Here is a 13,383-nt window from a genome sequence, read left to right as displayed (position 1 = left end):
TCAGGGTGATACCTCGATTCGCTGAACAATTGAAAGGTGTTCGTTCAACCAGTCCTTGATCCCCGCCAGCTCGTCGGCGAGCGTCCACGGCGCATTGGTGATGACCATGCCGCTGCCGGACATACCCGGTGTTCGATCGCCCCGCATGCCGGCAGAACCGGTTGCAGACCACTCTACGGTGAGCCGGACACCCGTCGTCGGTGGCAAGGCTGCTTTCATCGTGGCCAGAATTTCAGCATGCCCTGCCTTCGCCAGTATCGGATACCACTGCATGACCACAGCGCCTCGCCAGCGCTGCAAGAGGGCAGCGGTCCACAGCGGAATGGTTTCGTAATCAGCCTTGATTTCATAGCTCGGGTCGATTAACACCACGCCTCGTCCGCCAGCTGGGGGGCTGAGCGCTGCAACACCTTCGAAGCCATCCCGCTGGTGCACGGAGATACGCGCACCCGAATGCCGTCGCGCCGAACTCGCCCAGCCATGCAAGGCGGCGAAGGCGGCAGGATGCAACTCACAGAGCACCTGCGCATCCTGTTCGCGCGCCAAGCCGAGCGCTATACCTGGTGAGCCCGGATATCTTTGCTGATCGAGCTGGGCGCGCACAATGTCGACATAGGTCTGCATGACTTCAGGCAGAGTGAGATCTCGAGCTGACTCATTCAGCAGCCGTTTTATGCCGGCTTCCGCCTCGCCCGTCTTGAGCGCCTCGACACTGGCAAGGTCGTACATGCCATCGCCGGCATGAGTTTCGTAGCAGGTCCAGCCGGCGGGTTTCAGATTGAGATAGGCGAGCACGCGGGACAGCAGCAGGTGCTTGTGCACATCTGCAAAGTTGCCGGCGTGGTAGGCATGCTGATAGCTCAGCACCCGGCCTGGCTCCCGTTACCACGCTCGAGCAGTTCGGCCTGCAGAGCCTTATTTTTGGCCTGGCGGCGTTTCTCGGCCTGCTTCTTGGCCAGCACTTCGGCAGCATCCAGACCGATGTGGGCCTCGCCACGGCTTTTGGCGAGTCTCATCTGTTTTTCACGTTCTTCGAAACGCTGTCGGCGCTCTGGCGGTACCGCATCGAAGCAGTGCGGACAGCTGACGCCCGCCTGAAAGCGCTCATCCTGCTGCTCCTCAGCCGTTACCGGCATGCGGCAGGCGTGGCATTGATCGTAGGAGCCCTGTTTCAGCTGGTGGTCGACTGTAACCCGGTTGTCAAAAACGAAACATTCACCGCGCCACAGGCTCTCGGATGCTGGCACTTCTTCCAGATAACGCAGAATGCCGCCTTCGAGATGATAAACCTCTTCAAAACCTTGCTGCTTGAGATAGGCGGTACTCTTTTCGCAGCGAATGCCGCCGGTGCAGTACATTGCGACCTTGCGGTGGACCTGCTTGTCCAGGTTGCTCGCCACATAGGCAGGAAAAGAGCGGAAGGAATCTGTACCCGGGTCGACTGCACCTTCGAATTTGCCCACCCTGGTTTCGTAAGTATTGCGGGTGTCGATCACCAGGACCTCTGGGTCACTGATCAGATCATTCCAGTCCTTTGGCTGCACGTAGGTGCCAACGACTTTCTTGGGGTCGACCGTCTCGACACCCATGGTCACGATTTCACGTTTCAACTTGACCTTGGATCGATAGAACGGTGGCGCTGCACAATAGGAGCGCTTTACCGTCATCGCAGCAAATGGTGGCTGGTCCTGCAGGAACTGCAGAAACGTCTTCATATTGCCGTGCTCGGCCGCGACTGTGCCGTTGATCCCTTCTGCAGCCAATAACAGCGTGCCACGAACCTCGTAGGTTTTCATGGCCTCCAGCAGCGGTTCACGCAGGCGCTCATAGGCTGGCAGATCGATAAAGCGGTAGAGCGCAGCGACGGTGATCGGCAACGCCTCGGACGGCTCATTGGACAGAACCGTGCCCTTGGCAAACTCATCGGACATGATGGCGAGTCTCTTTGTGTGTTCAGCAGGCCGGACCGTAAATCCGGTGCGTGCAAAACGATCAGTTTACCACGACTCACTACGCACTGGCAGTATCCTGTGCCCGCCACAGCTCACTGTAGACCCCCTTGGAAGCCAGCAAGGTGGCATGAGTACCCCGCTCGACAATGCGGCCGTCGCGCATCACCAGAATGACATCGGCATCAACAATGGTAGAAAGCCTGTGGGCAATCACGATCGTGGTGCGGCCGGTCGCCATGGCATTGAGCGCATCGACGATCGAACGCTCTACTTTTGAGTCGAGCGAAGATGTCGCTTCATCGAATACCAGGATGCCCGGATTTTTCAGCAGTGTTCGTGCAATCGCCACCCGCTGCTTCTCACCACCACTGAGCTTGAGACCGCGCTCGCCGACCAGTGTGTCCAGCCCCTCTGGCAGCGCTTCTACGAAGACATCGAGATGCGCCATGGCGATGACAGTGGCAATTTCCTCATCAGTGGCATCGCTGCGCCCGTAACGGATGTTCTCGCCCAGGGTCGTGTTGAACAGCACTGTGTCTTGCGGAACAATACCGATATTGGCCCTGACGGAAGCCTGTGTGCACTGACGGATGTCCTGCCCATCGATAAGAATCGCCCCCTCGGTGGGATCATAGAATCGATAGAGCAACTTTACCAAGGTCGACTTGCCCGCACCGCTGTCACCGACCACGGCCAGCTTTGTCCCGGCATCAACCGTGAAGTCGAGCTGTCTCAGGATTGGCCGATCCGGCCGATACCCAAAGCTCAGCTTGCGGAATTCTACACGCCCGGGGCCCAGTCGCAGGGGCTCGGCATCATCGGCATCGCTGATCGCCGGCTTGATTTCCAGCAGGCGGAACATCTGCTCCATGCTCGCCAGCGAACCCTTCATCTCCCGGTACACGAAGCCGAGAAAGTTCAGTGGCATGAAGAGCTGCATCGTGAACGCGTTGACGAGCACAAAGTCGCCCAGCGTCATGTTGCCTGCAACCACTTCACTGGCTGCCAGAATGAGCATGGCCGTCATGGCACAGCCGATGATAAGCGCCTGGCCACCATTAAGCGCGAACAGCGAGAGCCGGTTCTTGCGTCGCGCATTCTCCCAGGCCGCAAGGTCTGTATCGTAGTGTCTGGTTTCGAAGGCTTCGTTATTGAAGTACTTGACGGTCTCATAGTTGATCAGGCTGTCGATCGCCCTGGTATTACTTTGCGAATCGGCCCGATTGGCCTCGCGGATATACTCAGTGCGCCACTCGGTGACCTTGATCGAATAACCGACATAAACCACCACAGCAATCAGCATGATGAGCGCAAACCAGGGGTTATAGCGCATCAGCAATAGCCCGATGACCAGCGCAACTTCCAGAATGGTGGGAATGATGTTGAACACCATGAAGCGCAGGATGAAACCGACGCCGCTTACGCCGCGTTCAATGTCTCTGGCGACACCACCCGTATTGCGATTGAGATGGTAGTTCAGTTCAAGCGAATGCAGATGACTGAAGACCCGCAGGCCAATGTGTCGCATCGCACGTTCAGTCACGCGACCAAAGAGCGTGTCGCGCAGTTCGCTGAACAGAGTATTGGCAAAACGCAGCACGCCGTAGGCGATCAGCAAGGCCAGCGGCAGCACGAGGACGGCACTCTCGACCTGACTCGGGTCGAGATCATCCACGACAGCTTTCAACACAAAGGGAAGCGCGACAGTCGCGAGCTTGGCAGCGATCAGGCAAAGCAGCGCAATCGCGATCCGCCCGCGGAAGTCTGCCAGGAAAGGCAGCAGCGACTTGAGCGTCCTGAGACTCAGTTCACCCGCGGGACTGTCGTCGTGTTGGCCGTAGCCCCTCATCGAAAGGCTCCGGTACTACGCACCATCTCAGCTTCGATTGATGAACCCCTTGAGTGCAGCAGGCAGATCAGCTGGCAGTACGACCGTCTTGGCATTGGCTGAGGTGGACAGTTCGGCCAGGGCGGCGATGTACTTCTCGCCTAGCAGATAAGTAATCGGCAGGTCCTCATTACCGATTGCCTTGGCCACTCGCTCCAGGGCCTCTCCACTGGCTTCTGCCAGAACCACCTGAGCCGCACCGTCACGACGTGACGCTTCCAGGCGACCATCGGCCTCGAGTATCGCAGCCTGTTTCTGACCCTCGGCCCGGGTGACCGTAGCTCGCCGTTGCCGCTCGGCCGCTGCCTGCTCCTCCATCGCCAGCTGCATGGTGGTGGAGGGATTGATGTCCTGGATCTCGACCGTCTTCAGGTTAATACCCCAGTCAGCGATGTCATCCGAAATCGACTCCCGCAGGCGGAGCTTGATCTTGTCACGTGAAGATAGCGCCTCGTCCAGCGTCTGTTCACCGATGATAGATCGCAGGGCAGTCTGCACCAGATTCCTTATGGCCATTTCATACTCTTCAACACCATAGACCGCTTTCTCAGGCGCCACGATATTGATATATGCCACCGCATTGGCCTTGATCGTCACGTTGTCCTGGGTGATGACTTCCTGTGACGGTATGTCCAATACGATATCCTTGGTGGTGATCTTGTACGGCACCTGATCGACATAGGGGATGATGAGATTGAGGCCGGGGTTCAAGGTGCGCTGGTATTTCCCCAGCCGCTGAACGATGTGCTTGTAGCCTTGCGGCACGATACGCACACCCATCGCAATGGTAACTGCGACAAGTATGACGAAGACGACAACAACGATTAATGATTCCTGACCCATAACCTGTACCCCTGATTAAGTCGAAAACGCAAAATGATTATGACGGACAACAGCCCACCTGCTGGCGTCTCAGCTGGCCTTTTCGATCACCAGTGTGTTGCCGGAAATATCGACCACTCGAGCCCGGTCGCCGACACTGAAGGTTGTATGGGACAGGAAACGCCACTCATCGTCGCCAAGAATGGGCACTGCAAACCTCAACTTGCCCCGGCTGGGGTCAAGCTCAACTTCATAGACCTGACCGATTTGCCCCTTGAGTGCTTCGCTGGCCATGCCTGAACGGGTGCGATCCTTCCACCGAGGCCTTAAAAGAATATTCCACAGCACGAGAAGCCCCAATGATGTCGCGCCCCATATCAGCAGTTGAATTTCAAGTGAGGGCTGCGTAAACAGCAGGAGCACAGCCATGAAAAAAGCGGCTATACCAAACCAGAAGAAAATGAAGCTTGCTATGAACACTTCGGCGATGACGAGAATCATGCCAAGGAGCAGCCAGTGCCAGTAAACGAGTTCGAAAGCTGACATGCTGAAAGAATTCCTGTCAGGCGGGTGCGGAGGAGGCCTCGATATCGAGTTCTGACACGGTCCGATTGCGGCCTCTGTTCTTGGCAGCGTATAGCGCAGTGTCCGCCCGGGCAATAGTCTGCTCAAAGTTTTCCTTGCAGTCATACTGGGCCACGCCGATCGAGATCGTCACCACAAGGCCCGCTTCGATCGAGTCGAACCGCAGACCTTCCACAACTTCGCGCAGGCGCTCGGATTTCAGCACAGCGCCCTCCAGCGAAGTCTGAGGCAAGACAAGCAGAAATTCCTCGCCACCAAAGCGCCCGACACAGTCAATCTTGCGCAGACACGCCTTCATCGTCTGCGCCAGCTCCCTGAGAACCTCATCACCGGCATGGTGGCCGTAGCTGTCGTTGATTCGCTTGAAAAAATCGACATCGACCAGACAGACACTGAAACCCGGCCCGCCACGACTGCAACGGCTGAACTCCAGCTCAATCTTTTCAAGCAGCGCCCGTCTGTTCGCCAGCCCGGTCAGTTCATCGGTACTTGCCATTTCCTTGATGGTTTCGAGCGCCTCCTCAAGCTGAACATTGTTCTTGCGCAATCTGCTTCGCAGCTCACTGATGTAACCGCCAATCACTATCAACTGGCCAATGACGACGAGTAAGGCCGTCAGCTGGACCATTTCTATGCGCAAATCGACGTAAGCGGGTCGAAGCGACCACAGGCCAACTATCAACAGCATGCAAAACAGGAAGTTCAGCAGACCTATACGCACGAACTGCTTGCGCCGCAGGCCCAGTATTCCATACACGAGTGGGATGAATATGATGAGCAGAATGCTACTTCTGGCCTGAGGGTTGTCCAGGTAGAAGAGAGCGTACAGCGGCGGGATGAGCGAAATTGCCATCTGCTCTGCGGTCAGATCCTTGTCTTTGAAGCGCAAATTGAGGTCGAGTCGAAAGACTAGCCAGAATCCCACGCTGACGAATATCGTCATCAACAGCAGATGAAAGAGATACTTTCCAGGAAATACGCCCACGGCCCATGCGACGGCAAAGGTCAGCCAGGTCAGCATGTACGACACTGACGTCGATAACGCCAGTTTTTCTCGGCGCCGTTGTGTTTTTCGTAGGTTATCTGACGTCAATGACGTGTCCCATCTGACTCTGCAAGACTCTGCAACACCGTCTAATAATTATACACAAGCGCGTCAACAATATTTACACTTCATCTTTATCACGCTGTTTTATATGGACTTTATATACATGGTCCGAAAAATGCTTTAAGCCAGCCAGGACCCGTATGTTGTCTGGGTCCATGAAGAGAACCAGCGTCTGAATCTTGGTTCTGCTGTCTCAAATATAGGATAGGAAGAGGAAGTTTCAATGAAAGGTCTTGTCGCCGCTTCAGGTATCGCCGCCGTTATTTCATGTGCAAGTGTCCAGGCCAGCACAATCAATTTTAATCTGCTTGAGGGCACCAGCTACGGCAGCTACTACAGTAGCCTTACCTACGAATCTTCCGGCCTTGGCCTGACCGTCAGAGCCCTATCGGATACCGGCGGACTCTTCGATGACAAGCTCCGTAGCGCCGTCATTGGTGCCTGGAACGGTCTTGGCGTCTGCAACAGAGATGAAATCGTAAGCTCAAGGTGCAGCAGTGCGAGCCACAGCATCGACAACTCAGCGGATTCATTCCTCGGATGGGCTGACTACGACATGCTTCTGCTTTCGTTCAGCAGCGACGTCAGTCTCAGCGGTATCTCACTGGGTTGGATCGGCAAGGATTCCGACATGAGTGTACTTGGCTTTGGCGGCGGGTCATTCGCCGGCTTCGGTCCCAACGACACATATAGCGGACTCGGCGCCAGTGGCTGGTCGCTGGTCGGTCAATATGCAAACGTCTCTAACACTGCTGTGAACGCTCATAATTTCGTCTCGTCAACCTGGCTCATAGGCGCTTACAACCCGGCATTCGGCAACGCCGGCTTCAGCACTGGCAACGATCAGTTTAAAATTGATGGCCTCAGGGTGTCTCTGCCGCAATCTGGTGAAGAGCCGAACCCGGTACCGGTGTCAGGCACACTGGCCCTGTTCAGTCTGGCAATGGCCGGTCTTGGCATGCGACGGCTCGCAAGCTCGCGCAGTTAAAGCACTGCGGGTACTCAGGAGACAATCACTGAGCTCATGATCATCTAAAAGCGTCGCAAGACGCTTTTTTTTGCCTGCTCACTTGCTACCCAGCATGGCGCCAACTATTGTCTTGCCAACTTTCACCTGGCGGCGCTGCGACAAGTACCTATCCAGAACAGATGAGCTGCATGTTGGCAGGGTCGTTGCTTGTTAAGTGAACAAGACGAAGGACCGGCCGCAAAGAGCCAGAAAATTGACTTCCGCGCAGAGACAGAAAATGGATCTACAGACAATAAGCCGAGGATCTTTGGACATGAATCAGGAAAAGAACTGCCAGCACAATAAGTTACAGAAGCTGTATGAGGCAAAGCTTGCGCAGATCGAACGCCGGGGCAGTAAAGGATCTACCTTGCGAGAGCTGGTCTTGATGGCAGAGGCGGATGCTATTAGCCAGGTCATGTCCGGCGGAACGCCTAATGCGTCAGATCTCTGAACACCACTAAAACTACAATCCAGTTATATATATTACATTGTCGACAGAATTGCTTTTGTCTCAGAGCAATGCGATCTAAAGGAATTTGGCGATTCGAAGTCCGCCAAGCAATCTTTCGAAAATTCTGTTTTCTCCCCCTTCAGAAACTGCTTTCAAATTCAGTGACCTGGGTGTTCAATGACCAGCTGCAGCACCAGCGTTCCCTCGATTAGCCACCCTTGATCATGAAGGACTTGCGTCAAACGCGCCATTTTGATTAAGTAGTTCCCGAGGTCACGAAATCAAACACTTGCTTCTGCAACCTCATGAACTCGACAGGTATGTTCAAAATACTGAAAGGTGAACGAGCACGTGTGTGCCTACTCCCCTGCCGAGTCGCTGTCCGCCTGGTCCTGTTTCGCCAAAAGCGACCAGAGCCCACACCTCCAGCACGCTCTTTGTCATAGATAGCGCTCGCGAGATCCGCGCGCGTTGCATATGTCGTTGAATACTGTCAGCTTCGAATACACATTGGTTCATTTCGAGTCGACAGAGTGCTGTAACGGTACTGGCAGCCTGGCGTGAATCGCCATCAGACTGAGCGCGACCGAATGGAAATGGGCCAAGATATCGAAATGAACTATATTGATTTAAAGCTTGTGGTTAATTTGGCGATCAATGCCACTTTGGTCATTCAACGTCTAGCCGCCGATAACTGAGCGACCCACGTGTCCATACTTCTACAGCGTCAGCTACAATGACAACTTCAGGACCCGCACGGCAGCGCCTGGCCTGGAAACTCACGAAGACCATACTTGTTCTATCCGTCGCACTTGGAATGCTTCTGAGCGTCGTGCAGATTGCGCTCGACTATCGCCAGCATAGTGAGGCACTCGATCAACTGTTCGCGCGTATAGCCAACACCGCCGTCCCTCCAGCCAGACGAGCACTGCAGACGCTGGATCCGCAACTTGCGGAGGAAGTGGTCGAAGGACTCGTACTTCATGATGCCGTGACAGCCGCTTATGTGACTGATGAATTCGGCGAAACCCTGGCAGCCATTGAGAAGCCTGCCAAATCTTCAGCGACCAGTTTGCTGACCGGACTGCTGAACGAGCCACAGCGGCAGATTTCAGCGCCGCTCTCAGCGGCGAATCTTGATGATGCCAGTGTCACCGGTGAACTAAGGCTGGAGTTCGACATGAACCAGGCTTTCCTGCCCTTCTTCGCCCGGGCTGGACGGATGCTGGGGCTGGGGCTGATCAAGGGCCTCGTGCTTGGCCTGATACTGGTTTATGCGCTCAGGCGACTGTTGACCTCCCCTCTGCACAAGATGACGCGGACCATCCGGACAGTGGATCCCGACAACATCAGCCGCGCGCCTGTGACCGTTGATCCGCGTCATGCCAATGACGAATTGGGCGAACTTGCTGATACTTTCAATGCATTTGCGATTCGCACCCGTGAACTGCTTGAGTCACACGCCATTGCAGAGCGCAACGTCAAGGAGAGTTCATCGCAGCTCAAGCTGATCATGGATACCGTGCCACACATGATTTTTGCACGAGCTGCCGACGACACAATCCTCCAGTGCAACAGGGCCTTCACCGAATTCTATGGCAATAACATGGATGCCCTTATAGGCAAGCGTCACAGCGAGCTGCAGGCGCCGATTAGCGAAACCGAAGCCGAGCAGCTGAAGGCTCGGTACGATCACTACCGCCAGAAACTGAAGGATGCCAGGAGCGAGAACAAGCGGCTGCCTCGGCAGTATGAAAAGATGCTGCTCTCCAACGCCATAGGCGATCGCCGCTGGATCGAGTCGATGCAGTTGCCGATGGAATCGCTTGGCCGCGACTGTACGCTCGTCATCGCACACGACGTGACTGACCGCATCGAGGCTCAGGACAAGATCGATCAGCTTGCATTCGAAGACCTGCTTACCGGCATGCCGAACCGACGCCTCACGCTCGACCGGCTTGGCTTCGACATTACCCGGAGCCGGAACAACGCCGCTTACGGCGCTTTCATGATTCTCGACCTTGATAGCTTCAAGACGATCAATGATTCATTCGGCCACTCAGCCGGCGATGAGCTCCTGGTACAGGTGTCGCGACATCTGCGACAGATCCTTCATGAGGAAGTCACGATTGGCCGGATTGGTGGAGATGAGTTTGGCATCCTCGCACCGGATCTCGGCAAGCAACCCTCGGATGCGGCCACGGGCGCCGAGTTCATAGCACAGACTATATTGCGAGAGCTCAAGCGTGCATTTTCGCTGCAGGCTGGCGAGTTCCACATCAACAGTAGCATCGGTATCGCGCTCTACCCTGATGCTGATAGCACTGCCGAGTCCGTGCTTCGATCGGCAGATACCGCACTGTTCCAGGCCAAGCAGCAGGGCGGTTCGGTCTACCGCATGTTCACAGAGTCGATGAAACTGGCCGTACGCCAGCAACTCGACCTTGAACTTGACCTGCGTCGGGCTCTGAAAGACAGCGAGTTCTGCCTGCACTTCCAGCCCCTGGTCCGGGTCACAGACAACGTCATCATTGGTGCTGAATGTCTGCTGCGCTGGAACCATCCAAATAAGGGTATGGTCTATCCGGATGTTTTCATCACGGCGCTCGAGCAGAGTGGTTTTATGCTTGAAGCTGGTGATGCCGTTATCGATCTCGCCTTTGGGCAACTGCAGCAATGGCAGCGTGAGGGCGTCTGGCCCCAGACGGCAAGACTGTCAGTCAACATCAGTCCATCACAGTTTTTCGATGCCAGCTTCGTTGAGAAAATCATTCAGCGACTTCGTGTCTATGACGTACAGCCAACCAGCATAGAGCTCGAGATCACGGAATCGACCGTCATGCAGGACATCCGTGGCACCATGCAAAAGATCGAGGCCCTGCGCAGCATGGGTGTGCGCTTCGCGCTGGACGATTTCGGGACTGGGTACTCCTCATTGAGCTATCTGAAGCTGCTGCCGGTCGACGTACTGAAAATCGACCGCAGCTTCGTCAAGGACGCCATCGACGCGACCAGTAATGATGCAGCGATTCTGCAGACCATCATCAGGCTGGCGCGCCATCTGAAGCTCGAAGTCGTCGCCGAAGGTGTGGAGACGCAGCCGCATCTCGATTTGCTCAGAGACAACGGCTGCGATAACTATCAGGGCTATCTATACAGCCGACCGGTTGGCGCCCAGGCTTTCCGGGAGCTCCTGCTCAGTCGCCGTGATGCGTTGACCTCGGTCTAGCTTGACCAGAAGGATTGGCAGGAAGATAAAGTCCCAGATCAGCGCAATGATGATCGTCATGGATACCATCAGCCCCATCGATGAGTTCACCGCGAAACTGGACTGGCTCAGCACGAAAAATCCCGCGGCGAGTACGACGGTGGTGATGATCAGGGCCTTCCCGACGATATCGAACGCATAGCCGATGGCCTGTTCGGCCTTCAGGTGATGCTCTCGAACACCGCGCAGGTATTTGGTGATGAAGTGCACGGTATCATCGACGACGATTCCGAGCGTGATGGCAAAGATGACCGCCACGGCCAGATTCACTTCTCCGACGAAAATACCCCAGATGCCAAAGGCGATGGCTGCCGGGAAGGCGTTGGGCAACAGGCTGATCAAGCCATACTTGACCGACTTCAAGGCCAGCATCAGGGTCAGTGTCACCAGCACCAGGGCCATGAGCGAGCCGATGAGCATGCTGTTGATATTCCGCTGCCCAATATGGGCGAACATGATGGAAATAGAGGCGCCAGGCGTCTTGAGCTCGGGCGCATTCTTGTCGAGCCAGCCCTGCGCCCGCTCCTCGATGTTGATCAGCTCCTGCGCCTTCTGATCCTTGATGCGCACTGTCATCTTCAGTGCCGACTTGTCGACGTTGATCTGATTGTTCAGATCCAGACCGTATGGCAGCGACATTTCATAAAGCAGCAGGTATTGCGAAGCCAGTTCCTTCGACTCCGGAAGTCGGTAATAGGCCTCGTCGTCCGCATGCAGGTTCTTGTTCAGGCGCTTGATGACATCTGTGAACACGCTCACGTGCACGACTTCAGGCTGCGCTAGATACCACTCAGCAAACGCGTCGACCTTGGCCTGAAAGGCCGGATCGCTGATACCACTTTCACTGCCGCTATCGAGCGAGTAACTGATGGTGTCAAAACCAGTGAGATTAGCCTGGGTGAAGTCGGCGGCCTGACGGAAGGGGACCTCTTCGTGAAAATAGGCAATCGTGTCGTCGTTGAGTTCGTTCTTGAACAGGAACACGATCAGGATACCGGCAACGGCTAGTGAGCCATAGAAATACAGGTTTTCAAAACGCAGCAGGTTAGGCACGAAGCGCGACAGTTTGAATCGCCCTTCCGTTCGTGCTGCCTTTCCGATCGGCAGTAGCACCATCAGTGCCGGAAACAGTGTGAGACTCAGGACACAGGCCGCCATGACACCGATGGCAGCAATATTACCAAGCTCGCGGAAAGGCGGTGAGTCGCTGAAGTTCATGCTCGCAAAGCCCACAGCCGTGGTCACACTGGTCAGTATGACTGGCTTGAGATTCACACGAAGACTTTCCTTCATGGCAGCCAGCTTGCGATCACCCTCAGCAAGCTGATGGAAATAGGTATTGAGAATATGCACGCAGTCGCAGACAGCGAGCGTGAGAATGATGATGGGACTGGCGACGTTAACCTGATTCAGTGAATACCCGATCCAGCCAGTTACACCTTGAGTGAAGACTACACTGCTGATGATGATGACCAGTGTGGCCAGCATGCCCATGAAGGATTTCAGCAACAGAACAAGAAAGCCCACGATGACCAGCAGCATGATGGGAATGAGCACCATCGAGTCGTAGGATGACATCTCTACGAAGGTTGCATTTACGATAGTCTGACCGATCATATGGACCTTGAGGCCCTTGTGCGCTGCCTCGTATTTCCCGGCCAGTTCGCGCGCATAGCTCACGACTTCGGCCGTGGCTTCGTCTGCGTCCGCCTGTACGTCAGGCAGCTGCAAAGTGACCAGGACAGCTGTCGTATGAGCCTTGTCAGAGACCAGGTTGTGCACCAGCTGCGGCTCAGAAAGCGCGAGCGTCTGCTTTCGCGCCAGCTCGGCCTCGCGGTCCTCATCCGCCTCCAGTACATCGTCCGTGATGAAATCTTCAACAATCAGATCGTCGGCTTCACCGCGTGAATACTGGTAGTTGGTGAGCGAATCTACCCGCAACGAATAGGGAATCTGCCAGGCTTCGTCGGTGAAGCTTCTGAGCATCGACAAGGTGTCGGGCGTGAAAACCTTTCCATCCGCCAGCTCGAAAACGAACATCACACTGTCGTCTTTGGTGTAGGTTCGCTCGAGCAGATCCTGCGCCATCAACTGAGGATTTTCGGGGCTGAAGAAGATTTTGTAGCTGCTTTCGAACTGCAGCTTCGGCAGGCCGAGCGCCGCCAGAACAATGACCAGAACACTGGCAATCGCCAGCGCCCAGCGTTTTTCGGTCAGCACACGGGCGGTGCTGTTGAAGGACTGATCGTGATTCACTGGAGCCTGCTATTTCTTGTTATCGATGGGAGGAACGAGGC

General features: G+C 55.4%; 10 protein-coding genes. 3 read left to right on the top strand and 7 right to left on the bottom strand.

The window, feature by feature from the left end; all coding sequences use genetic code 11:
• The 6 genes from ACH3PB_RS17315 to ACH3PB_RS17290 all read right to left on the bottom strand — a co-directional run bounded on the left by ACH3PB_RS17315 (position 1) and on the right by ACH3PB_RS17290 (position 6,268).
• The gene (locus ACH3PB_RS17315) at positions 1-867 is read right to left on the bottom strand and encodes a 23S rRNA (adenine(2030)-N(6))-methyltransferase RlmJ (protein WP_416396694.1); all 867 of its coding nucleotides are present in this window, start codon (positions 865-867) and stop codon (positions 1-3) included.
• Positions 861-1,931: a rhodanese-related sulfurtransferase gene (locus ACH3PB_RS17310; RefSeq protein WP_416396693.1), complete on the bottom strand. Its 1,071-nt coding sequence runs from the start codon at positions 1,929-1,931 to the stop codon at positions 861-863. The genes ACH3PB_RS17315 and ACH3PB_RS17310 overlap by 7 nt, the downstream gene beginning before the upstream one ends.
• A gap of 79 nt (positions 1,932-2,010) precedes the next feature.
• Positions 2,011-3,801, bottom strand: a complete 1,791-nt coding sequence (locus tag ACH3PB_RS17305; RefSeq protein ID WP_416396692.1) for an ABCB family ABC transporter ATP-binding protein/permease — start codon at positions 3,799-3,801, stop codon at positions 2,011-2,013.
• A gap of 27 nt (positions 3,802-3,828) precedes the next feature.
• The gene (locus ACH3PB_RS17300) at positions 3,829-4,683 is read right to left on the bottom strand and encodes an SPFH domain-containing protein (protein WP_416396691.1); all 855 of its coding nucleotides are present in this window, start codon (positions 4,681-4,683) and stop codon (positions 3,829-3,831) included.
• A 69-nt stretch (positions 4,684-4,752) separates the two neighbouring features.
• Complete coding sequence (locus ACH3PB_RS17295; RefSeq protein ID WP_416396690.1) at positions 4,753-5,208, bottom strand: NfeD family protein; 456 nt, start codon at positions 5,206-5,208, stop codon at positions 4,753-4,755.
• 16 nt (positions 5,209-5,224) lie between these two features.
• Complete coding sequence (locus tag ACH3PB_RS17290; RefSeq protein WP_416396689.1) at positions 5,225-6,268, bottom strand: GGDEF domain-containing protein; 1,044 nt, start codon at positions 6,266-6,268, stop codon at positions 5,225-5,227.
• 310 nt (positions 6,269-6,578) lie between these two features.
• On the opposite strand from ACH3PB_RS17290, the gene xdp1 reads away from it, so the two are divergent.
• From xdp1 to ACH3PB_RS17275, 3 genes are all read left to right on the top strand, one after another.
• On the top strand, positions 6,579-7,343 hold the full coding sequence (gene xdp1 / locus ACH3PB_RS17285) for an exosortase-dependent surface protein XDP1 (protein WP_416396688.1): 765 nt from the start codon (positions 6,579-6,581) through the stop codon (positions 7,341-7,343).
• A 295-nt stretch (positions 7,344-7,638) separates the two neighbouring features.
• On the top strand, positions 7,639-7,818 hold the full coding sequence (locus ACH3PB_RS17280) for a hypothetical protein (protein ID WP_416396687.1): 180 nt from the start codon (positions 7,639-7,641) through the stop codon (positions 7,816-7,818).
• Between the two features lie 736 nt (positions 7,819-8,554).
• Positions 8,555-11,047: a putative bifunctional diguanylate cyclase/phosphodiesterase gene (locus tag ACH3PB_RS17275; protein ID WP_416396686.1), complete on the top strand. Its 2,493-nt coding sequence runs from the start codon at positions 8,555-8,557 to the stop codon at positions 11,045-11,047.
• On the opposite strand, the gene ACH3PB_RS17270 is transcribed toward ACH3PB_RS17275, so the two are convergent.
• Positions 10,970-13,342, bottom strand: a complete 2,373-nt coding sequence (locus ACH3PB_RS17270) for an efflux RND transporter permease subunit (protein ID WP_416396685.1) — start codon at positions 13,340-13,342, stop codon at positions 10,970-10,972. The two genes, ACH3PB_RS17275 and ACH3PB_RS17270, sit on opposite strands and share 78 nt — an antisense overlap.
• Positions 13,343-13,383: the final 41 nt, after the last annotated feature.

This window comes from Allohahella sp. A8 (genome assembly GCF_047946665.1).
GTDB lineage: Bacteria > Pseudomonadota > Gammaproteobacteria > Pseudomonadales > Oleiphilaceae > Allohahella.
This window is presented reverse-complemented; position numbering and strand designations above follow the sequence as displayed.

Excerpts from the sequence above, each read along its gene's own strand:
- ACH3PB_RS17275 (WP_416396686.1), top strand. The coding sequence starts at position 8,555 with ATGACAACTTCAGGACCCGCACGGCAGCGCCTGGCCTGGAAACTCACG.
- ACH3PB_RS17310 (WP_416396693.1), bottom strand. The coding sequence starts at position 1,931 with ATGTCCGATGAGTTTGCCAAGGGCACGGTTCTGTCCAATGAGCCGTCC.
- ACH3PB_RS17280 (WP_416396687.1), top strand. The coding sequence starts at position 7,639 with ATGAATCAGGAAAAGAACTGCCAGCACAATAAGTTACAGAAGCTGTAT.
- ACH3PB_RS17290 (WP_416396689.1), bottom strand. The coding sequence starts at position 6,268 with ATGCTGACCTGGCTGACCTTTGCCGTCGCATGGGCCGTGGGCGTATTT.
- ACH3PB_RS17300 (WP_416396691.1), bottom strand. The coding sequence starts at position 4,683 with ATGGGTCAGGAATCATTAATCGTTGTTGTCGTCTTCGTCATACTTGTC.
- ACH3PB_RS17295 (WP_416396690.1), bottom strand. The coding sequence starts at position 5,208 with ATGTCAGCTTTCGAACTCGTTTACTGGCACTGGCTGCTCCTTGGCATG.
- ACH3PB_RS17305 (WP_416396692.1), bottom strand. The coding sequence starts at position 3,801 with ATGAGGGGCTACGGCCAACACGACGACAGTCCCGCGGGTGAACTGAGT.
- xdp1 (WP_416396688.1), top strand. The coding sequence starts at position 6,579 with ATGAAAGGTCTTGTCGCCGCTTCAGGTATCGCCGCCGTTATTTCATGT.